Genomic DNA, 21,545 nt, shown 5'->3' on the forward strand with positions numbered 1-21,545 from the left:
ATCCGGCCTAGAGGCCCAGGGCGGTGTTCACGTCTGCGAGCACGGCGTCGAGCCGGGCACGGCCCTCGGCGCGGGCAGCGGGAAGATCCGCCGCGGAATCCACCGGAACAATCACCTCGAGGTAGCACTTGAGCTTGGGCTCGGTGCCGGAGGGGCGGATGATCACCCGGGTTCCGTCAGCCGTGAGGTACTTCAGCCCGTCGGTGGGCGGCAGCTCGGCGCTGCCCTCGGACAGGTCCACGGCGGATTCCACGGGGGAACCGCCCAGGGATACGGGCGCCTGGGCGCGCAGACGTGCCATCATCTCTCCGAGCAGGCCCAGATCCGAAACCCGGACCGAGAGCTGATCGGTCAGGTGCAGCCCGTGCTCCACGGCCAGGTCATCGAGTTCATCAAAGAACGTCCGTCCCCGTGCTTTCAGGGCAGCGGCCATTTCGGCCACTAGAAGTCCGGCCGAAATGCCGTCCTTGTCGCGGACCAGGCCCGGTGCCACGCAGTAACCGAGGGCTTCCTCGTAGCCATAGGTCAGCTGCGGCACGCGGGAGATCCATTTGAAACCGGTGAGGGTCTCCACGTGGGCAAAGCCGGCGGCCTCGGCCACCCGCGCCAGCAGACGCGAGGAGACAATGGAGTTGGCGAACACAACGCCCCTGCGCGTCTTTTCCCCGCGGACCTTCCAATGGCCCGAGGTAATGCGGCGGGTCAGATGCCGGCCCAGCAGGGCGCCCACTTCATCGCCGCGCAGCATCCGCCACTCGCCGTCGGCCGGGTTCTGAGCCGCCACGGCCACGCGGTCGGCGTCGGGATCATTGGCAATGACCACATCGGCGTTGTGTTCGACGGCGGTTGCCAGCGCCATGTCCAGCGCACCGGGTTCTTCGGGGTTGGGGAAGGCCACCGTGGGGAAGTCCGGGTCCGGCTGCGCCTGGGCCGCCACCGGGATGACCTTGCGGAAACCGGCGTCCTTCAGCACGGACTTCATGGTTTCCCCGCCCACGCCGTGCAGCGAGGTCAGGACAATCTTCAGGTCCCGCTCCGGGAACCGCTCGCGCGAGGCCAGCCGGTCCACGGCATTGATGTAGTCCGCCACGATGGACTCGGACACGTCCGTCCAGCCCTCCGGGGCAATATCAATGCTCTTCAGCGGAACGCTGTAGTCGATGCGGGCGGCAATTTCGGCGTCGTACGGCGAGACAATCTGCGCACCCTTGCCCGGGCCCTTCACGGTCCGCCCGCCGAGGTACACCTTGTACCCGTTGTCCGCGGCCGGATTGTGGCTGGCGGTGACCATCACACCGGCGTCGGTGTCCAGGGCGCGGACCGCATAGGCGAGCACCGGCGTCGGAAGCGTGCAGGGGAGCAGGAAGGTTTCGATGCCGGCGGCGCTGAACACGGCGGCCGTCTCCAGGGCGAAGGCGCGTGACTTGTGCCGGGCGTCGTAGCCAATCACGGCGCTGGGGGTGTACCTGTCACCGGCCGTGTCCTGCAGGAACGAGGCGATGCCGGCGGCCGTGCGGCGCACCACAGCCCGGTTCATCCGGCGGGGCCCGGCGCCCAGCGCAGCACGCAGGCCGGCGGTGCCGAATTCCAGCGTGCCGGCAAACCGGTCCGCCAGCTCCTCCGCGGCAGCTGCCGCGGCGGAAGCATCGGCGGACAGGTCCGCGAGCAGCGCCCGCAGCTCGGCGGCTGTTCCGGAATCTGGGTCTTCATCCGCCCAACTCTTGGCGGCGGTCACGAGCTCGTTCAGCTCGGCGGGATTCAACGTCATGGGATGTACCTGCGGATCGGGGATAGGAATAGAGCGGGGCCGTTAGAGCTTGCCGATGATGTCAGCGAGCAGCCGGGAAATCCGGGGGCCTGCAGCGGCTCCGGCTTCCAGGACCTCAGTGTGGCTGAGCGGTTCCGGGCTGATGCCGGCGGCCAGGTTGGTGACCAGCGAGATGCCGAAAACCTCCATGCCGGCGTGGCGGGCGGCGATGGCTTCGAGCGCGGTGGACATGCCCACCAGGTCTGCGCCGATGGTCTTGGCGTACCGGACTTCAGCGGGCGTCTCATAGTGCGGACCGGTGAACTGGGCGTAGACGCCTTCATCCAGGGACGGATCCACGGTGCGGGCCAGCTCGCGCAGCCGGGGAGAGTAGAGGTCCGTTAGGTCCACAAAGGTGGCGCCTTCCAGCGGGGACGTGGCGGTGAGGTTGATGTGGTCGCTGATCAGGACCGGCGTGCCGGGCTTCCACTCGGGGTTCAGTCCGCCGCAGCCGTTGGTGAGAACCATCACCTTTGCGCCGGCTGCTGCTGCGGTGCGGACTCCGTGGACAACGGCGCGGACGCCCTTGCCCTCGTAGTAGTGGGTGCGTGCGCCAAGAACCAGTGCGCGCTTGCCCGACGGCGTCAGCACGGAGCGGATGGTCCCCACATGTCCCTGCACCGCGGGGGCGGAGAAGCCGGGGATCTCTGTTGCATCGAGGGTAGCGGTGGTCTCACCGATCAGTTCGGCTGCCTCGCCCCAGCCGCTGCCGAGGACCAGGGCAATGTCGTGGGTGGGCACGCCGGTTTTCTCGGCAATGTACGCGGCGGCCTGCTGGGCTAGTTCAAAAGGATCGTTGTTCACTGGTCCAACCTACCGTGACTTATGCATGCACCGCATGGAGTTTGGGCTCGGGGCGGACCCTGCGGCGTTTGAGCGGGCGGCGGGGATGGGACAGAATGGACAACTGTGACGACCCAACTTGATTTTACTGCCCGAAAAATTGCGATCCTCGGAGGCGGCCCGGGAGGATATGAAGCTGCCATGGTAGCCGCGTCCCTCGGGGCGGACGTCACCATTGTGGAGCAGGACGGATTGGGCGGCTCAGCCGTGCTCACCGACGTCGTTCCCTCAAAGACCCTCATTGCCACCGCTGACGTGATGACCCGTTTTGCCTCGGCCTCTTCCCTGGGCGTGGACTTCGGCACCAGCGGGCAGCCCGCGGTGGCTGACCTGAAGATGGTCAACAACCGGCTCCTGGCCCTGGCCAAGGAACAGTCCAACGATATTCACCGGACCCTGGAGCGCGTGGGCGTCAAGATCATCAGCGGCAAAGGCCGGCTGCTGGACAACAAGACCCTCGAGGTTGTGACCAAGGACGGCACACAGATTGTCGAGGCTGAGGCGCTGCTGATTTCGGTGGGTGCCAGCCCGCGCGAGCTGGAATCCTCCATGCCCGACGGCGAACGCATCTTCACCTGGAAGCAGGTCTACAACCTCACCGAGGTCCCCGAGCACCTGATCGTCATTGGCTCGGGCGTCACCGGTGCGGAGTTTGCGTCCGCCTACAACGGCCTGGGCACCAAGGTCACGCTGATCTCCAGCCGCGACCGGGTGCTGCCCGGCGAAGATGCCGACGCCGCCGTCGTCCTTGAGGACGTGTTCCAGGCCCGCGGCATGACCGTGCTGAACCGCTCGCGCGCCGAGTCCGTGAAGAACACCGGCAACGGCGTGCTGGTCACGCTCGACGACGGCCGCACCGTGGAAGGCAGCCACTGCCTGGTGGCCGTGGGCGCCATTCCCAACACCGCAGACATCGGTCTGGAAGAGGCCGGCGTGCAGCTCGATGACCGCGGACAGATCAAGGTGGACGGTGTCTCCCGCACCACTGCCTCCAACGTTTACGCCGCCGGCGACTGCACCGGCGTGTTCAACCTCGCCTCGGTGGCCGCGATGCAGGGCCGCATCGCCATTGCGCACCTGATGGGCGACAGCGTGAAGCCGCTGAAGCTCAAGAACGTTGCCTCGAACATCTTCACGTCGCCGGAGATTGCCTCCGTGGGCGTGTCCGAGCAGGATATCGCCGAGGGCCGCTACCAGGGCGACGTCATCAAGCTTTCCCTGCACACCAACGCACGGGCCAAGATGATGGAGGTCAAGGAGGGCTTCGTGAAGATCATTTCGCGCAAGGGCTCCGGCACCGTCATTGGCGGTGTTGTGGTGGGTCCGCGTGCGTCGGAGCTGATCTTCCCGATCTCCATCGCAGTGACCCAGAAGCTGCACGTCGATGACCTGGCCAACACCTTCACGGTGTACCCCTCGCTGACCGGGTCCATTTCCGAAGCTGCCCGTCGCCTGCACGTGCACATGTAGGTTCTGTTTCCGTTTTGCCCGCATCCGCGGTGGGTTCTTCCACTGCGGGTGCGGGCTTTTTGCTGTCCGGGGCGGTTCCCGTCCGTTCCGGTCCGGGGCCGGCCGTTCCGGGCGTCGTCGACTGTGCAGTTCCGGCTGGCTGGAGCGCCGCAAAGCCGCCCGGTCTGCACATTCGAATCCTTTGTGCAGATGACGGGTCCATTAAATTCTTTCGTGCAGGTCCCGGCCTCATTCCCGGAGAAAGGCCCTGTTTGAGGCCGTCATCTGCACGAAGGTTTCCGAAGGCCCTGTTTGAGGCCGTTATCTGCACGAAGGATCTCCCGCTAAGACCCGCTAAGACCCACCTAGACGGGCAGGGTGCCGCTGAGTAGTGTGGGCACAGATCCTGCGGTGGTCAGGCCGAGGAAGCCCCCAGAGCCCTGCGCCCGCCTTGCAGCAAGCCGCCGTACCTGCGCCCGGAAGCCGCGGCACGCACCCGGCCAGCCGCCGCCGTCGGCCCCTGGAACGTCCACAGAATGAACTGCTGTCCACATAGTGGACACGATGTCCGAATGGTGGGATGTCGCTCATAGCATTGTGCACATAACCGCACTCCCACTGAGAAAGACCTCCAATGTCTACTATCGATCCCACCGCGAAACCTACGCCGGCACCGGCGCCGGCAAAGGCCAACTCCAAGGGGCGGGTGATTGTCGCCAGCCTCGTCGGAACGTCCATCGAGTTTTATGACTTCTACGTTTATGCAACGGCAGCGGTGCTCGTTTTCCCGCGCCTGTTCTTTCCGAATGCGGAGGGCGTGACGGCCCTGCTGAGTTCGTTTGCGGTCTTCGGTGTGGCATTCATTGCCCGTCCGCTGGGATCCATTGTTTTCGGGCACTTCGGCGACAAAGTGGGACGCAAGGGAACCCTGGTGGCCTCGCTGCTGACCATGGGAATCGCAACCTTCCTGATCGGCTGCCTGCCCACCGCGCTGACCCCGGGCTGGGCCATCCTCGGCCCGGCCATGCTGGTGGTCCTGCGCTTCGCCCAGGGCCTGGCCCTCGGCGGCGAATGGTCCGGTGCCGCACTGCTGGCAACCGAGAACGCGCCCGCCAACAAGCGTGCCGTGTGGGGAACCTTCCCGCAGCTCGGTGCACCGATCGGCTTCATTCTGGCCAACGGTCTGTTCCTGCTGCTGAGCTTCCAGCTGACCAGCGAGCAGTTCGACTCCTGGGGCTGGCGCGTTCCGTTCCTCGCCAGCGCCGTCATGGTGATCATCGGCCTGTACGTCCGGCTGAAGCTGGTGGAGACCCCGGCCTTCCAGAAGGTTGTCGACTCCGGTGAAGTGAGCAAGATGCCGCTGAGCCGCGCATTCAAGTACAGCTGGCGCCAGATGATCGCCGGCACGTTCATTATGCTGGCCACGTACGTGCTCTTCTACCTGATGACCACGTTCACGCTCTCCTACGGCACCGCAGCCAAGAGCGAGGAAGCTGCCCGCGCCGCGGCCGAGAAGGCCGGCAAAGCGTTCGATCCGGAAACCTTCGCGGCCGGTCTGGGCTATGCCCGCAACGACTTCCTGATCATGCTCATCATCGGCGTGGTGTTCTTCGGAATCTTCACCCTGGTCTCCGGACCGCTGGCCGAGAAGTTCGGCCGCCGCAAGACGCTGCTGGTGGTCACGGCCGGGATCCTGCTGTTCGGCCTGACCTTCTCCCCGCTGCTGGGCGGCGGAACCGCCGGTGTGATGACGCTGCTGATCATCGGCTTCACGCTGATGGGGCTGACGTTCGGTCCGATGGGTGCCATGCTGCCCGAGCTGTTCCCCACGAACGTGCGGTACACCGGATCAGCCATCGCGTACAACGTTTCATCCATCCTCGGCGCGGCCGTGGCTCCGTTCATTGCCGTGGCCCTGTGGCAGGCAGCTGACGGCAGCCCGTGGCTGGTGGGCGTCTACCTGTCCTCCATGGCAGTGCTGACGCTGATCGCCCTGTTCGTCACCAAGGACACCAAGGACGTGGACTACACGAACCACTCCAGCTGACACTGGTTCCTTAACGCCAAAACGGCTCGGTCCCCGGAAGGGGGCCGAGCCGTTTTGCCTGCAGCCTTACCGGCTTGCGCCGAAGCGGTTAGTCCAGGATCGAGGCGATCACGGCACCGGCGGACACCGTGGCACCGGGCTGCGCACTCAGGCCGGTTACGGTGCCGGACTTGTGTGCGGTGAGCGGCTGCTCCATCTTCATGGCTTCCAGTACGACGACGAGATCACCCTCGGCAACCACCGCACCGTCCGCCACGGCCACCTTTACGATGGTGCCCTGCATGGGGGAGGTCAGGTCGTCTCCGGTGGCGGCAGGGTTGGCCCCGCCGCGGCTGCGTGAGGACTTGCGGGCCTTGCCGTTGGTGCCGGCCCCGCGGGTGCCCGTGCCGCCGGCTCCGGCGCCGCTGCCGCCGAGACCGGCCGGGAGCACGACGTCGAGCCGTTTGCCGCCAACCTCGACGGTGACGCGCTGCCGGCCGCCGTCGTCGTTCCGTGATTTCTGCTCACCGGACCAGGCCGGGATGTTGTTGACGAAGTCGGTCTCGATCCAGCGGGTATGGACCTTGAACGGACCGTTCTCGGGAGCGAAATCCGGGTGGGCAACCACGGCGGAATGGAAGGGCAGCACAGTGGGCATGCCGGTGATTTCCATTTCCGCCAGGGCGCGGCGGGCACGCTGGAGGGCCTGCTCGCGGGTGGCGCCGGTGACGATCAGCTTCGCGAGCATGGAATCGAAGTTGCCGCTGACAGTTTCGCCGGCTTCGATGCCCGAATCCACGCGCACGCCGGGGCCGGTGGGAAGCTTCAGGGTGTCCACGGTGCCCGGGGCAGGCATGAAGCTGCGGCCCGGATCCTCGCCGTTGATGCGGAATTCGAAGGCGTGGCCGCGGATCTCGGGATCGCCGTAGCCAAGCTCCTCGCCGCGGGCGAGCCGGAACTGCTCCCGGACCAGGTCCAGGCCGGTGACTTCCTCGGATACCGGGTGCTCCACCTGCAGGCGCGTGTTGACCTCGAGGAAGGAGATGGTGCCGTCGGTGCCGACGAGGAACTCGCACGTGCCGGCGCCCTGGTATGCGGCTTCCTGCAGGATGGCCTTGGAAGCGGCGTACAGGCGCTGGTTCTGCTCCTCGGTCAGGAACGGAGCGGGCGCTTCCTCGACCAGTTTCTGGTTGCGGCGCTGCAGCGAGCAGTCGCGGGTGGAGACAACGGCGACGTTGCCGTACGCATCGGCCAGGCACTGGGTTTCCACGTGGCGCGGGGCGTCGAGGAAGCGCTCGATGAAGCACTCGCCGCGGCCGAATGCTGCGGTGGCTTCACGGACAGCGGAGTCGAACATTTCGGGGATTTCTTCGCGGGTGCGGGCCACCTTGATGCCGCGGCCGCCGCCGCCGAAGGCTGCCTTGATGGCCAGGGGGAGGCCGTGCCGGTCAGCGAAATCCAGGACTTCCTGGGCGTTCTTCACCGGATCGGCGGTGCCCGGAACCAGTGGAGCGCCCACCTTGGCCGCAATATGGCGGGCCTGGACCTTGTCGCCGAGCTGGGAAATGGCGTGCGGGGAGGGCCCGATCCAGGTCAGTCCGGCGTCGATGACGCGCTGGGCAAACTCGGCGTTTTCGGAGAGGAAGCCGTAGCCGGGGTGGATGGCGTCGGCGCCGGATTTGCGGGCGGCGTCGAGGATCTTGCCCATGTCCAGGTAGGATTCCGCGGCGGTGCTGCCGCCCAGGGAGTAGGCCTCATCGGCGAGGCGGACATGCAGGGCGTCCCGGTCGGGGTCGGCGTAGACGGCAACCGAAGCCAGGCCTTCATCGCGGGCGGCCCGGATGACCCGGACGGCGATCTCGCCGCGGTTGGCGATCAGGATCTTGGTGATGCTGCGGGTGCTGATCTGCATGGTCTGTGTGGCGTCCTGGGGTTCCTCCGGAGTGCTCTGCGGGGTTTCCTGCAGGCTTCCGGCGGGTGCGGTGTTGAACTGGCTCATTGAATGCACTGGCTCCTTTTGATCTGTTCGGAGCCTAACGCTCTTTTGTGGTTTCCAGCCATATTGCGTGCTCTTTCTGCGTGGGACGCCCCGGTTCATTGTGGGGACCCTACAAATGGCTGCGGTTCCCGGGGATGGGCCCGGCCCGGCAGCTGCCCCTGCACAGCGGGTGACAGCCTTGCTTCTCGGGCCCACCTGAGAACCGGGAGGGGCCGGCTGTGGATATCTTCCACACTCCGGCCCGATTCGTTGCGTAATGGAGGCATGCGTCCCAGCCGTCCGTTGCCTCCCGAACTCTCAAGTCCGTTTACGCTGTCCCGGGGGCTGGCAGCGGGGGTGAGCGCCGGTCGTCTCAGGGGTTCGGATCTTCAAACGCCGAGCCGGGCACTACGGATACCGCTAAAGGACGAACCGACACTTCTCGAGCGGTGCAGGCCGCATGCCGAGCTCCTGCCCGGGGCCGTCATCAGTCACACCACGGCCGCGCGTATCCACAAGATGGTGCTGCCGCGGCGGGAGGAAGCAGATCCCACGCTCCATCTGAGCAGGGAGCCCTCGCAGGCGGTGCCGAGACGGAGGCTGGTGACGGGGCACCGGATCGCGCTGACCGGCAGGGAGATTGTTGCTGTCTCCGGACTGGCTGTGACGTCAGTGGAGCGGACCTGGCTCGATTTGGCTTCAGTGCTTTCCGTTGATGAGCTCGTGGTTGCCGGGGACCATCTGGTGAGCGGGCACCACCGTCCGTTCGGGCCGCCCCGATTCGCGGTGATTCCATTGGCCGAACTGACTGCCTATGTGAACTCCAAAAAATGGCTGCCGTACCTTCAGCGTGCACGCGATGCACTGTCCCTCATGCGGGTGGGCGTGGACTCCCCGCCGGAGTCCTGGTTGCGGTTGCTGCTGCATCATGCAGGAATGCCGGAGTTTGTTCCGAACTATCCGCTGATGAGCGCTCAGGGGTATCCGGTGGTGTGGACGGATCTGGCCTGCGAGCGGTTCCGCACTTGCCTTGAGTACGACGGCGGTCACCACCTTTCGCCGGAGCAGCAGCACAGCGACCATCGGCGCGACCTGCTCACAGCCGAAGCCGGCTGGCACCAGGTGAAGATCAGCAAGGAAGACATGAGGCGCGGAAAGGCTGCTGTCCTCACGAAAGTGCAGCGCGGATTGAGGATGGGAGGGTGGACTCCCGGTCCTTCGTGCAGGTAATGGGCTTCGGGAAAATCCTTCGTGCAGCAACCGGCCGCATAAGCGCCGTCTCGGGCGGTTTGGGCCCGGGAGCTGCACGAAGGATTCCGGTCCGGCAAAGAAGAGGAAAGAACCCGCAGGAACGGAAGGAGCTTACCGGTCCCAGAGGTCCGTGATCTTGACGCCGGCACTGGCCAGCAGCTCGCGCAGCATCGAGACGGACAGCCCGACGACGGCGTGCGGATCGCCGTCGACCTTCTCGATGAACGCCCCGCCCAGGGAATCGATCGTGAAGGACCCGGCCACCTGCAGCGGCTCGCCCGTGGCGACATAGGCGTCGATTTCCTCGTCGGTGAGCTTCGCGAAGTACACCGAGGCGGAGCTGACGCCGCCGAGCGTGGCGCCGGAACCGCCGTCGTCGTCGGTGTCCCGGCAGTCGACGAGCCAGTGTCCGGTGTGCAGGACGCCCACCTTGCCGCTCATCCGGCGGATGCGCTCGCGGGCCACTTCGGGCTCCCAGGGCTTGCCGTGGGCTTCGCCCTCGAATTCGAAGACGGAATCGCAGCCGATCACCAGGGACCCCTCGGCCTCGGGCAGCGCAGCAACGGCTTCGGCCTTCGCACGGGCCAGGAGCAGCGAGGTGTCATGCGGGTCCGGGGTGCCGTAGCGGGCGGTGACGGCGTCTTCATCGACGTCGGACACCAGCACGGAGTGGGTAATGCCGGCGTTGGTCAGCAGCTTGGTGCGGGCGGGTGAGGCGGAGGCGAGGATGAGGTTCAGATCAGTCACCCCTCCAGCCTAGCGGGGACGGCGGAGGCGGCCGGAATGCGGAAGGCCGCCCCGGACATCCGGAGCGGCCTTTCACAGGGACAACAATCAGTACACTAGCGCGCCTGGGCGGAGGCGGGCACCGAGGCCTCGACGGCGTCGGTGACCTCGTCGGCCGTCTCGTCGGAGTCGTCGGCGAACGGATCGCCGTTGCGCTTGGCGTTGTACATGTCCGCATCCAGCAGGCCGTTGCGCTTGGCGACGATCGCGGGGACCACAGTCTGTCCGGCCACGTTCACCGCGGTGCGGCCCATGTCCAGGATCGGATCGATGGCCAGCAGCAGGCCCACGCCGGCCAGCGGCAGGCCCAGGGTGGACAGGGTCAGGGTCAGCATGACGACGGCGCCGGTGGTTCCGGCGGTTGCGGCCGAACCCAGCACGGAGACCAGGGCAATCAGCAGGTAGTCGGTGAAGCCGAGGTCAATGCCGAAGAACTGAGCCACGAAGATCGCGGAGACGGCCGGGTAGATCGAGGCGCAGCCGTCCATCTTGGTGGTGGCACCCAGCGGCACGGCAAAGGAGGCGTAGGCCCGGGAAACACCCAGGTTGCGTTCAGTGACACGCTGGGTCAGCGGCAGGGTGCCCACGGAGGAGCGGGAAACGAAAGCGAGCTGGATGGCGGGCCAGGCGCCGGAGAACCACTGGCGGATGGAGAGTCCGTGCGAGCGGATCAGCACCGGGTACACCACGAACAGCACGATGGCCAGGCCAACGTAGATGGCAATGGCGAACATGCCCAGCGAACCGATGGTGTCCCAGCCGTAGGTGGCCACGGCACGGCCGATCAGGCCCACGGTGCCCAGCGGAGCCAGCCGGATGATCCACCACAGGACCTTCTGGATGACGGCCAGCGCAGAGGCGTTCAGTGCCAGGAACGGGGCGGCGGGCTTGCCGACCTTGAGTGCGGCAATGCCAACGGCGATGGCGACGACCAGCACCTGCAGCACGTTGAAGTTCAGTGCCGTGGTGACGGTTTCCGGGTCAACGGCGGTGGAGGAAGCGGTCAGGCCCAGGAAGTTGGCCGGAATAAGACCGGTCAGGAAGCCCATCCAGCTTCCGGTGCCGCCGGCGTATTCGGCGGGCGGCTCGGCGTCGGCGTTGGCTCCGGGCTGCATGATCACGCCCAGCAGGATGCCGATCACCACGGCGATCAGCGCCGTGATCGCGAACCAGAGCAGCGTCTGCCAGGCCAGGCGCGCGGCGTTGGACACTTCGCGCAGGTTGGCAATGGAGCTGACGACGGCGGTGAAGATCAGGGGGACGACGGCGGCCTTCAGCAGCGAGACGTAGCTCGTGCCGATGGTGTTCAGGGTGGTGGTCAGCCAGTTGGGCTCACCGTCGCCAACGGTGCCCATGTTCTTGGCCAGCAGGCCCAGCAGCAGGCCCGCGATCAGGGCAATGATGATCTGCGGTCCGAAGGCAGTCATCCAGCGGGGCAGCCTGCGGCCGGCGGAAGTCTTGGGGGAGGGGGTCTGTGTGGTCACCTAAAGATGCTAGGTGGAAGTCATTACCAGAGGGGATTGCTTGTTGCGAAATGTTACGGCGGGCAATTGGTGCGGTCCGCGCCGGTTCAAGGGAAAACCCCCGGAATATGGCGGTGGATTGCCTGTCCCGGGGGTTATTCCGTCTTCTGTTGTGATGAATATCGCGCCTAAAGGAGCGGGGGCTATGCCTCGAGCAGTGCCCGGCGCAGCGTATCCAGCCCCACGGACCCGAGCTCCAGGGCACGGGTATGGAAGCGCTTCTGGTCGAAGTCCGCGCCTTCACGGGTGCGCACCTCGTCGCGGATCTGCTCCCAGAGCCGCTGGCCCAGCTTGTAGGCGGGGGCCTGTCCCGGCCAGCCGAGGTAGCGGGTGAACTCGAAGTTCAGCTGTCCCTCGGAGATGGCGAGGTTCTGCTTCAGGAACTCGTACCCCTTCTCGGCAGTCCAGGTGCCGGAACCCCAGCGCTCGGGGATTTCCAGTTCCAGGTGCACGCCGATGTCGAAGACCACGCGTGCGGCCCGCATACGCTGGGCATCCAGCATGCCCATCTTGTCGCCGGGATCGCTGAGGTAGCCCAGCTCGTCCATGAGCCGCTCGGCGTACAGGGCCCAGCCCTCGCCGTGTCCGGAGACCCAGCAGATGTTGCGGCGCCAGTTGTTCAGCAGGCCGCGGGCCGCCGTCGCCGTCGCGATCTGGAGGTGGTGTCCGGGAACGCCCTCGTGGTAGACGGTGGTGGTTTCCTTCCAGGTGGTGAAGGTGTCTTCACCGGCGGGAACGGACCACCACATGCGGCCCGGGCGGGAAAAGTCGTCGCTGGGACCGGTGTAGTAGATGCCGCCTTCCTGGGTGGGGGCAATCATGCACTCAATTTCGCGCATGGGCCCGTCAATCTGGAAGTGGGTGTCCGCGAGGTCCGCCACTGCGCGGTCAGCCAGGCCCTGCATCCAGGCCTGCAGCTCATCGGTTCCGTGCAGCTGCCGCTCGGGATCTTCGTCCAGCAGCCGCATGGCCTCCTCGACGGTGGCGCCGGGCTTGATCTGCTCGGCCACGGCTTCCTGTTCAGCGATGATGCGGTCCAGTTCAGCCACGCCCCACCGGTACGTCTCTTCCAGGTCCACGGCGGAACCCAGGAAGCGGCGGGACATCAGGGCGTAGCGCTCGGCGCCCACGGCATCCTTTTCGGGAGCCATGGGCAGCAGCTCATTCTCCAGGAACGCGGCCAGGTTGCGGTACGCGGCGCGGGCAGAGTCGGCGCCGGTGCGCAGGGCGGCAGTGAGGCTCTCGGGAAGGTCGCCGCCGTCGGCCAGTGCGGCGCCGGTGGCGTAGCTGTCGAAGAAGCCGCCGTCTTCGGCGTACTTGGTGGTCTGCTCGATGACGATCTGCACCTGGCGGCGGGCCGGCAGCAGGCCGCGCTCACTCCCGGCACGGAGGGAGGTGATGTAGCCGGAGACAGCATCGGCAACGTTGTGCAGGCGGCCGGCAATGTGCTGCCAGTCCTCCACGGTTCCGGTGGGCATGAGGTCGAAGATGGAGCGGATTTCCTGTGCCGGGGACGCGATGTTGTTCAGGTCCGAGAGGTTCCAGCCGGACTCGTGGATTTCCAGTTCCAGGCCCAGGCGTTCGTGCATGGCGTCGAGGGTGACGCGGTCAACGTCATCGCTCGGCTGCAGGCCGTCCAGGCGTTCCAGTGTCTCCCGGATGGCTTCGGCAACGGATTCCAGTCCGGCCGGGGAGTAGTCCGCGTACTCGGTTTCACGGCCGGGAATGCCCAGCGACGTCGCCAGGGATGGATCCAGGTGCAGCAGCGTCTCGGTGAACGCATCGGCAACGGCGTCGATGGCGGTCGGCTGACGGTTGTGCGAGCCAGCGAAGGACAGGGGTTCTGATGAAGGGGTCTGTTGGGTCACACGTGAAGCCTAACCGCTCCGTCGGACTTCCCCGGGCGATTGAGACGGCAATGTAACGTAAACGCGCGCCGCGGAGCGCTGTCTGCTACCGGAAGCTGCGCCGCCACGATCCCGGGCCGGGCTTGGGTGCGAGGCTGAGCATCCGACGCCGGTGCCAGGTGCGGCGGGCGGATTCAGGTGCGGGGCGGGGCGCGCCGTCGCCGGCGCTCAGGCCCATGACGACGGCGGCCAGCGCCGCCAGCTCCTCCTCCGAGGGGTTTCCGCCCAGCACGGAGAACAGCGGCGGCTGCGGCGGTGCGCTCTGCGGTTCCCGGCCCCAGGTGTCCGGCAGGTCCCAGGCGGTCACAGCGGGATGTTCCCGTGCTTCTTGGCGGGCAGCGAGGCCCGCTTGTCCCGCAGGGCGCGCAGCCCGCGGATCAGCTGGAGGCGGGTTTCGGAGGGCGCGACGACGGCGTCAACGTACCCGAGCTCGGCAGCCTGGTACGGGTTGAGCAGTTCCTCTTCATACTGTGTGATGTAATCCGCGCGTGCCTGCTCAACGCTTTCACCGGCGTCGGCCGCCTGCTTGAGCTGGCCGCGGTAGAGGATGTTCACCGCGCCCTGGGCGCCCATGACGCCAATCTGGGCCGTGGGCCAGGCGAGGTTCAGGTCCGCGCCGAGCTTCTTGGAGCCCATCACGATGTATGCGCCGCCGTACGCCTTGCGGGTAATGACGGTGAGTTTGGGGACGGTGGCTTCGGCGTACGCATAGAGCAGCTTGGCGCCGCGGCGGATGATGCCCTGGAACTCCTGGTCCTTGCCCGGCAGGAAGCCCGGCACATCCACGAAGGTGAGGATGGGAATGTTGAAGGCGTCGCAGTGGCGGACAAAGCGGGCTGCCTTTTCCGAGGCGGCGATGTCCAGGGTGCCGGCAAACTGCATCGGCTGGTTCGCCACGATTCCCACGGTATGCCCCTCGACCCGGCCGTAGCCGATCATCACGTTGGGGGCGTAGAGGGCCTGCATCTCCAGGAAGTGGCCGTCGTCGAGCACCTGTTCAATGACGGCGCGCATGTCGTAGGGCTGGTTGGCGGAATCCGGGATGAGCTCATCCAGGGCGAGATCGCCGTCGTTCAATTCCATGTCCGAAGCGAAGGCGGCCAGCGGAGCCTCGGCCAGGTTGTTGGACGGCAGGAAGTCCAGCAGTTCGCGGACAAACTCGATGGCGTCCTCTTCGTCGGAGGCCAGGTACGCGGAGGTTCCGGTGTTGGTGTTGTGCTGCCGGGCGCCGCCGAGGGTTTCCATGTCCACGTCCTCGCCGGTGACAGTCTTGATGACATCCGGTCCGGTGATGAACATGTGGCTGGTCTTGTCCACCATGACCACAAAGTCGGTCAGTGCGGGGGAGTAGGCCGCCCCGCCGGCGGACGGGCCCATGATGAGGGAAATCTGCGGGACCACACCTGAGGCATGGACGTTGTTGCGGAAAATGTCCGCAAACATGGCCAGCGAGGCAACGCCTTCCTGAATGCGGGCGCCGCCGCCGTCCAGGATGCCGACGACGGGGCAGCCGGTGCGCAGGGCGTGTTCCTGGACCTTGACGATCTTCTCCCCGTTGACCTGGCTCAGCGATCCGCCGTAGACGGTGAAGTCCTGGCTGTAGACGGCAATCGGCCGGCCGTCCACTGTGGCGAAGCCGGACACCAGGCCGTCGCCCAGCGGTTTCTTCTTTTCCATGCCGAACGCGGTGGACCGGTGGACGGCCAGGGCATCGAATTCAACGAAGGACCCGGCATCAACGAGCATTTCGATGCGCTCGCGGGCCGTGTGTTTGCCGCGGGCATGCTGCTTTTCGACGGCGGCCGGACCGGACGGCATTTGCGCCTGCTCCTGGCGGCGGCGGTACTCAGCGATCTTGCCGGCTGTGGTCTGCAGATCAAGGTCCTGGTCGATGCTCATCTGGTCTCCGGAGTGCGCAGTGGTGGGGTCAGGTGCCGTGCGGCATTTCTGCGTTAAGTAGGAATTGCACAACGCGCGCGGCGATTTATCCAGTCTAGTGAGGTCAAAGTCCCGTCCCCGGTGTAGGGATCCTACAACGTCGCGCCGCTGCCCTTGGCCGGGTGTCCGCGGGGCGGGTGTCTCTTGTCCGTCATCCGGTGACGGTGCAGCCGTAACAGTAAGGGGTGCTGTGAAAGGATTTCACCCGACCTGCAGGGGCTGCCGGTCCACTGGGGAGGTGCTGGACGCCGTGATGGAAACGGACTTATGGGTGGTGCTGCAGGCAGCTGCTTTGGTGACTGCCGGATTTGGTGTCTGGATCCTGACGCGCGCCTGCTGGGATTACGCCGGGGTTCCGGCGGTCCGGGACGCTTATCTGGAGCTGGTCGATGCCCGGATGCAGGAACTCGGCTGGGGAGCAGCGCCGGCCGGTGGAGGGTTTTCCCGGGCTGCCCGGGCTGTGCGTTCGGCGCGGTCGGAAAGGTCCGGGCCGACTGTCCGTTCCGGGCTGGCTGTCCGTTCGGCAGCCCCCCTCCGCCGCAGCGATGCCGAATTCCTTCGGCGAACCAGGCGTGCCCTCCTATCCCGGCCGCTTGACTCCGAACGCGCCGCGTCGCAAAAGGCTCTGCTGCAGCTGATCAGCCGGCCGGCCCTTTCGCCGGCGCAGCGCATCCCGGCGGCGGACCTGCTGCCGGAACTCGCCGAGACGGTGGCGGCGGCCACCACGCTCCAGGAGCTGGCCCGCACCGAGCGGTTGTACCGTGCAGCCGTCCGGCGGATGCTCCGCCGCGAGGTCCCCGGCCGTTTCCGTGCAGTCTTTCTCCCCGGCATGGCCCGGTATCTGGATTTCGTGGGCCGGGGAAGCTCACTCGGCCTGGCGCTTGGTGTCCTGCTGGGCGGCGGACTGACCGGAAACGCGGATCTGGTGGGTGCTCTGACCGCAGGGTGCGGGGTGGCCGGGGCAGTCTTCTTTACCCTGACGGTCATCCGCTGCGAGTCCCGGTCCTGGCCTGCCGGTGAATCCGGGGTGTGGCTGCATCTGGCGCGCAGGTTTCCGCAGGCATACTTCCTGCTGAGGCTGGTGCTGGCCACGGTGGTGGTGCTCTTTGCGCTCCACCTCGTGCAGGGCTGACTCCCGGCTGCGCAGGGCCTGGCTAGGTCCGATCGGGATCCTTCGTGCAGATCACGGGCCCAAAACTATCCGGGTGGGATCCTTCGTGCAGATCACCGGCCCAAAACTGGCCTTTGGGTCGGTATGAGCTCCGGATCTGCACGAAGGATTCCGGCATTCCCCCGGATCTGTCCGAAGGATCCGGTTCAGCGGCGTGAGCATGGATGCAGGCAGACGCGCTGAACATCGCCTGAAGCGGTGCGGCTGCGGAACTCCCTTGCCGGGAGTGCGGCGAACCGAACCCGCCTCCGATGTTACTGGTGAGTAACATAATGGGCTTCCGTGCATTAGCCTGTTGCTATGACCTCTCTCACACCTGATTCCCAGAACCGTTCCCTCGCCGGCCGCACCATCCTGATGTCCGGCGGCAGCCGCGGCATCGGCCTGGCCATTGCCCTGCGTGCTGCGGCCGACGGAGCCAACATTGCCATCATGGCTAAGACGGCCGAGCCCCACCCCAAGCTGCAGGGCACCGTGTACACCGCCGCTGACCAGCTGAACGCGGCCGGCGGCAAGGCCCTGCCGATCATCGGCGATGTGCGGAATGACGACGACGTCACCCGCGCCGTGGCCGAAACGGTGGAGACCTTCGGCGGGATCGACATCGTCGTCAACAATGCTTCCGCGATCGATCTGCGCGGCACCGATGACATGACCATGAAGAGCTATGACCTGATGGCAGACATCAACGCCCGCGGCACGTTCATGCTCTCCAAGTTCTCCCTGGACGCCCTGCGCCGCTCGGAGAACCCCCACATCCTCACGCTCTCGCCGCCGCTGAATCTGGATCCCAAATGGGCAGGTTCCTACCTCGCCTACACCATGGCCAAGTACGGCATGTCGCTGACGACGCTCGGCCTGGCGGAAGAGCTCCGCAAGGACGGCATTGCGGTCAACTCGCTCTGGCCGGTCACGTCGATCGACACCGCTGCCATCCGCAACCTCGGCGGTGAGACCATGGCAGCGGCATCGCGCAGCTCGGACATCATGGCCGACGCCGCCCACGCCGTGCTGACCCGCCCCAGCCGCGAAGCCACCGGCAACTTCTACACGGATGAGCAGGTGCTGCGCGAAGAAGGCATCACCGATTTCCGTCCGTATTCACTCGGTGCGCCCGAGGACAAGCTCATGCAGGACTTCTTCCTCTAGGATGACCCGCCCTGCGGCCGGATCCGGCCGCAGGGTTATGTCGGCGGGCCCGCGTAAGATCAAAGGCATGCAATTGCGTTACTCCAGCATGGAAAGACCAGGGCTTGACCAGGAACGCCTCCGGGCGGCACTCGTGGCGCCGCAGGGACCCCTGGCACAGCTGGCTGTGGTGGCGGAGACCGGTTCCACCAACACTGACTTGGCAGAGCTGGCGCAGCTTCGCCCCTCCGAGGTGCCTGACCTTTCCGTGCTGACGGCGGAGATGCAGACGGCAGGCAGGGGCAGGCTGGGCCGCACGTGGGAGGCTCCGCCGCGCTCGTCGCTGTTCGTCAGCGTCCTGCTCCGCCCGGTCAATGCCGGGGGCCGTCCGCTGCCCACCCAGTCCTACGCGTGGCTCTCTCTGCTGGCCGCCCTGGCCCTGGCCGAGTCCGTCGCCCGGCGCACCGGCGTCGAGGCCCGGCTGAAATGGCCCAACGATGTCATGGTGGACGGGCGGAAGCTCGCCGGCGTCCTCGCCCAGCTGGTGATGGACTCCTCCGGTGCCCCTCCCGCCGTCGTGGTGGGCGCCGGCATGAACGTCTCCCTCACTGATGAGGACCTGCCCGTCCCCACCGCCACGTCGCTGCTCATGGAATACGCCTCCACCACGGACCGCAACATCCTGCTGGAGGACTACATCCGCGATTTGGTGGACAAATACGCCCAGTTCCGGACGGTCGACGGCGATGCCTCCCGCCCGTGGGCGGACGGCACCTCGCTGCTGGAAAAGATCAGTGCCCGGATGGCAACCCTGGGCCAGGAGGTGCGCGCCGAACTTCCCGGCGGCAAATCCCTGACCGGCCGCGCCGTGGCCCTGGACGCCTACGGCTCGCTGGTCCTGGTGGACGGCACCGGTGAGCGGCATGCCGTCGTTGCCGGCGACGTGGTGCACCTGCGGGCCGTTCAGGCGTGAGCATCCGGCTGAATCTGGCGCCGGGGGAGCGGATCATCGTGGCGGGCAGGCCGCACGCCCGTCAGCTGCTCTGGCCGCTGGCTCTGGCCGTGATGGTGTGCGCGGCGGCCGGTTTCGGCTGCGGCTATCTGGACCGGGACGCCCTGCCCGGACAGCTGGCCGACTGGCGCGGCTACCTGCAGACCGCCGTCGTCGTTATTGCAGCGGTCCTGCTGGCGCGCTTTTGCGTGCCGCCGGTGCTGCGCTGGGCGTTTTCGCGGTACATCGTGACCAACCAGCGCCTGATCCACCGGCAGGGCGTGCTGCGGCGGCGGGAACGCGAACTGGCGCTCGCCTCGGTCTTCCAGCTGGAGGCCTGGCAAACCGTACCGGACCGTATGCAGCGCTCCGGAACGCTGGTGGTGGATGTGGGCTACGGTCAGGCAGTGCACTATGAACATGTCCCCGAAGTGCACCGGTTCAAGGCCATTGTGCTTGCGGCCATAGGGCAGCTGCCCATGACCGCCATGTTTGATGGTGTAGATATTGATGGAGATGGGGAATACGACTACGAAGGGAGGGGCGATGAGTGAGGAAGGCCGCGACGTCGGTGCGGATCCCGAACCCATGACGCTCTCCATGCCCGCTGTCCGACCCCGAGTCCAGCCCGAAGGTGCAGGTCCGGACGCGGAGCACGGCTCCGGGACGTCTGCCGGTTCCGGTGAGCCCGGCGCCGCCGGCTCAAGTGTCATTGACCGCGAGGACGTGCGGAAGCTGGAGGCCCAGCTGATTGGCGGACCGCGAACCCTCAAACGGCGTGAAGCCGCCGCTGAAGCAGGGGTCTCCCTCTTGTCCGCGCGCAAGCTGTGGCGCGCGATGGGCTTTCCCAACCTGGATGACGACGCCGTGTTCTTCACGGAGCAGGACCGCGAGGCCCTGACTACGGTCATTGAACTTGTCCGGGATGAGCAGCTGACCGAAGAGGCTGCCATTTCGATCATGCGCTCGATCGGCCAGATGACTGACCGCATGGTGGTGTGGCAGATCGAGGCGCTCGTTGAGGAAATGGTGGTCCAGCGCGGCATTCCCGACGCCGAGGCCCGCAAAGCACTCGTGGCTGCCCTGCCGGCCCTGATCGAACCACTGGAAAAGACCCTCGTGTACGCCTGGAAGCGGCAGATGAACTCTGCCGTCCAGCGGCTGGCGCTGCGGGCCGAGGCCGGTCTGGCCAGCCATGACGGCTCCGCGTCGGATGACAATCCGCTGCCGCTGGCCCGTGCGGTGGGCTTCGCAGACTTGGTGTCCTACACGTCCCTGTCCCGCCAGATGAATGAAAAGACCCTTGCCCAGATGGTCCAGCGCTTCGAGCACAAATGCGCCGAGATCATTTCGGTGGGCGGCGGCCGGCTGGTGAAAACCATCGGCGATGAAGTGCTCTTCAACGCGGAAACCCCGGAAGCGGGCGCTGAAATCTCCCTGGCGCTGGCCAAGGCCTTCACCGAAGACGAACTGCTGCCGGCGGCCCGGGTGTCCCTTGTGTGGGGAAGGGTGCTGTCCCGGCTGGGCGATATTTACGGTCCCACCGTGAACCTGGCATCCCGGCTAACGTCCCTGGCCGAGCCCGGAACGGTGCTGACGGATGCCTCCACAGCAGCCGCACTGCGGAACAATGACCGGTTTGTCCTCATCCCGCACCAGCCCCGCAATGTCCGCGGGTTCGGTGAAATCCATCCGGTAACCCTGGCCCGCGGAACGGGACCGGGCCTGATCCTGGACTAGGGACCGGTTGGTTCTGCAGGGCACAGATTCGGTGCCTGCGGACACTGCCCGGAGTGTTGGCAGGCGGCATCGGGCCGCTATCCCGCAGATTCCGCTAGGGTGATGTGACAAGGCGTAATATGTGTCACTGCTGTGGTCCACACAGCGGGCAGCTTCCGGATAGGGCGTGAATGAACTCCGACGAAACGACATCCCCGGGTTTGGAACTCCGTGCAGTCTTTGGGTACGCCTCAGACCGCGGACTGCGCCGGGAACAGAACGAGGATTCGCTGATCGCAGCGGATCCCGTGTTCGCGGTTGCCGACGGCATGGGCGGACATGAAGCCGGGGAAGTGGCGAGCAGCATCTGCGTCCGCACCCTGGGGGAAGCGCCGTTTGTGGGTGAACACCTTCAGGAGGTGGGAGCCGATGAACTGCGGGCACTGCTGCATGAAGCCGACACCCGAATCCGCGAGGCCACCGGCGGCCGCGCAGGCACCACGGTCACCGGAGCGGTCCTTGTTTCGGGGAACGGCGTTCCCTGCTGGCTGGTCTTCAATGTAGGAGACTCCCGCACCTATCGGCTGACCGGCGGAGTGCTGGAACAGATCACCGTGGATCACAGTGAAGTCCAGGAACTGGTGGATATGGGCCAGATTACTCCTGATGAAGCCCTCATCCATCCGCGCCGCCATGTCGTGACCCGCGCACTGGGAACAGGCAGCGACACCCAGGCCGACTACTGGCTGGTCCCCGTTGAACCGGGCGACCGGCTGCTGGTCTGCTCCGACGGGCTGACCGGAGAAGTCAGCGACGGACAGCTGCAGCAGATCCTGGCCTCCGTTGCCAACCCCCAGGATGCCTGTGCCGCCATGGTCGAGGCGGCGCTTCGCTCGGGCGGGCGGGACAACATTACGGTGCTGGTGGTGGATGTGGAGACAGTCCACCAGGGCAACGGACAGGCCGCCGCAGGCATGTCCGCCGCAGCGGAACCGCAGCCGGCCGCCGCCACGACGGACTCGTAAACC

17 protein-coding genes are annotated in these 21,545 nt (G+C 66.3%); 9 read left to right on the forward strand and 8 right to left on the reverse strand.

Going from position 1 to position 21,545, the window contains the following annotated elements:
* Positions 1–7: 7 nt before the first annotated feature.
* Both QMA10_RS06325 and QMA10_RS06330 read right to left on the reverse strand, forming a co-directional pair.
* A complete protein-coding gene (locus QMA10_RS06325) occupies positions 8–1,768 on the reverse strand; it encodes a phospho-sugar mutase (RefSeq protein ID WP_290166986.1) in 1,761 nt (586 codons plus the stop codon).
* Between the two features lie 42 nt (positions 1,769–1,810).
* Positions 1,811–2,611 carry a purine-nucleoside phosphorylase gene (locus QMA10_RS06330; RefSeq protein ID WP_290166987.1) on the reverse strand — a complete coding sequence of 267 codons (801 nt, stop codon included), beginning with the start codon at positions 2,609–2,611 and terminating at the stop codon, positions 1,811–1,813.
* A gap of 105 nt (positions 2,612–2,716) precedes the next feature.
* Between QMA10_RS06330 and QMA10_RS06335 the strand changes: the two genes are divergently transcribed.
* Positions 2,717–4,120, forward strand: coding sequence for an NAD(P)H-quinone dehydrogenase (locus QMA10_RS06335; protein ID WP_290166988.1), 1,404 nt, complete (start codon positions 2,717–2,719; stop codon positions 4,118–4,120).
* A gap of 613 nt (positions 4,121–4,733) precedes the next feature.
* Positions 4,734–6,146: an MFS transporter gene (locus QMA10_RS06340; protein ID WP_290166989.1), complete on the forward strand. Its 1,413-nt coding sequence runs from the start codon at positions 4,734–4,736 to the stop codon at positions 6,144–6,146.
* A gap of 88 nt (positions 6,147–6,234) precedes the next feature.
* Here the strand turns inward: QMA10_RS06340 and QMA10_RS06345 are convergent, their stop codons facing one another.
* A complete protein-coding gene (locus QMA10_RS06345) occupies positions 6,235–8,037 on the reverse strand; it encodes a biotin carboxylase N-terminal domain-containing protein (protein ID WP_290167010.1) in 1,803 nt (600 codons plus the stop codon).
* A gap of 669 nt (positions 8,038–8,706) precedes the next feature.
* On the opposite strand from QMA10_RS06345, the gene QMA10_RS06350 reads away from it, so the two are divergent.
* Complete coding sequence (locus QMA10_RS06350; protein WP_290166990.1) at positions 8,707–9,333, forward strand: DUF559 domain-containing protein; 627 nt, start codon at positions 8,707–8,709, stop codon at positions 9,331–9,333.
* Between the two features lie 132 nt (positions 9,334–9,465).
* On the opposite strand, the gene QMA10_RS06355 is transcribed toward QMA10_RS06350, so the two are convergent.
* The 5 genes from QMA10_RS06355 to QMA10_RS06375 form a co-directional block, all read right to left on the reverse strand.
* Positions 9,466–10,101: a Maf family protein gene (locus tag QMA10_RS06355; RefSeq protein WP_290166991.1), complete on the reverse strand. Its 636-nt coding sequence runs from the start codon at positions 10,099–10,101 to the stop codon at positions 9,466–9,468.
* 95 nt (positions 10,102–10,196) lie between these two features.
* Positions 10,197–11,624: a dicarboxylate/amino acid:cation symporter gene (locus QMA10_RS06360; RefSeq protein WP_290166992.1), complete on the reverse strand. Its 1,428-nt coding sequence runs from the start codon at positions 11,622–11,624 to the stop codon at positions 10,197–10,199.
* A gap of 182 nt (positions 11,625–11,806) precedes the next feature.
* Positions 11,807–13,501: a DUF885 domain-containing protein gene (locus tag QMA10_RS06365; RefSeq protein WP_290167011.1), complete on the reverse strand. Its 1,695-nt coding sequence runs from the start codon at positions 13,499–13,501 to the stop codon at positions 11,807–11,809.
* A gap of 115 nt (positions 13,502–13,616) precedes the next feature.
* Positions 13,617–13,877 (reverse strand): acyl-CoA carboxylase subunit epsilon, encoded by a 261-nt coding sequence (locus tag QMA10_RS06370; RefSeq protein WP_290166993.1) that lies wholly within the window; start codon positions 13,875–13,877, stop codon positions 13,617–13,619.
* Positions 13,874–15,469, reverse strand: coding sequence for an acyl-CoA carboxylase subunit beta (locus QMA10_RS06375; protein WP_290166994.1), 1,596 nt, complete (start codon positions 15,467–15,469; stop codon positions 13,874–13,876). Before QMA10_RS06375 ends, QMA10_RS06370 begins: the two co-directional genes overlap by 4 nt.
* A 289-nt stretch (positions 15,470–15,758) precedes the next feature.
* Here QMA10_RS06375 and QMA10_RS06380 point away from each other — a divergent pair, with 289 nt between their 5' ends.
* From QMA10_RS06380 to QMA10_RS06405, 6 genes are all read left to right on the forward strand, one after another.
* Entirely contained in the window at positions 15,759–16,640 is an 882-nt protein-coding gene (locus tag QMA10_RS06380; protein ID WP_290166995.1) for a hypothetical protein, read from the forward strand.
* A 339-nt stretch (positions 16,641–16,979) separates the two neighbouring features.
* A complete protein-coding gene (locus QMA10_RS06385; RefSeq protein WP_290166996.1) occupies positions 16,980–17,828 on the forward strand; it encodes an NAD(P)-dependent oxidoreductase in 849 nt (282 codons plus the stop codon).
* Positions 17,829–17,895: 67 nt separating this feature from the next.
* A complete protein-coding gene (locus QMA10_RS06390; RefSeq protein ID WP_290166997.1) occupies positions 17,896–18,780 on the forward strand; it encodes a biotin--[acetyl-CoA-carboxylase] ligase in 885 nt (294 codons plus the stop codon).
* Positions 18,777–19,352, forward strand: a complete 576-nt coding sequence (locus QMA10_RS06395) for a PH domain-containing protein (RefSeq protein ID WP_290166998.1) — start codon at positions 18,777–18,779, stop codon at positions 19,350–19,352. Before QMA10_RS06390 ends, QMA10_RS06395 begins: the two co-directional genes overlap by 4 nt.
* Positions 19,345–20,538 carry an adenylate/guanylate cyclase domain-containing protein gene (locus tag QMA10_RS06400; protein WP_290166999.1) on the forward strand — a complete coding sequence of 398 codons (1,194 nt, stop codon included), beginning with the start codon at positions 19,345–19,347 and terminating at the stop codon, positions 20,536–20,538. Before QMA10_RS06395 ends, QMA10_RS06400 begins: the two co-directional genes overlap by 8 nt.
* 170 nt (positions 20,539–20,708) lie before the next feature.
* Positions 20,709–21,542, forward strand: a complete 834-nt coding sequence (locus QMA10_RS06405) for a PP2C family serine/threonine-protein phosphatase (RefSeq protein ID WP_290167000.1) — start codon at positions 20,709–20,711, stop codon at positions 21,540–21,542.
* Positions 21,543–21,545 lie beyond the last annotated feature (3 nt).

Origin of the sequence: Arthrobacter sp. APC 3897, from assembly GCF_030407495.1 — a bacterium.
In the GTDB taxonomy this organism is placed as follows: Bacteria; Actinomycetota; Actinomycetes; order Actinomycetales; family Micrococcaceae; genus Arthrobacter_B.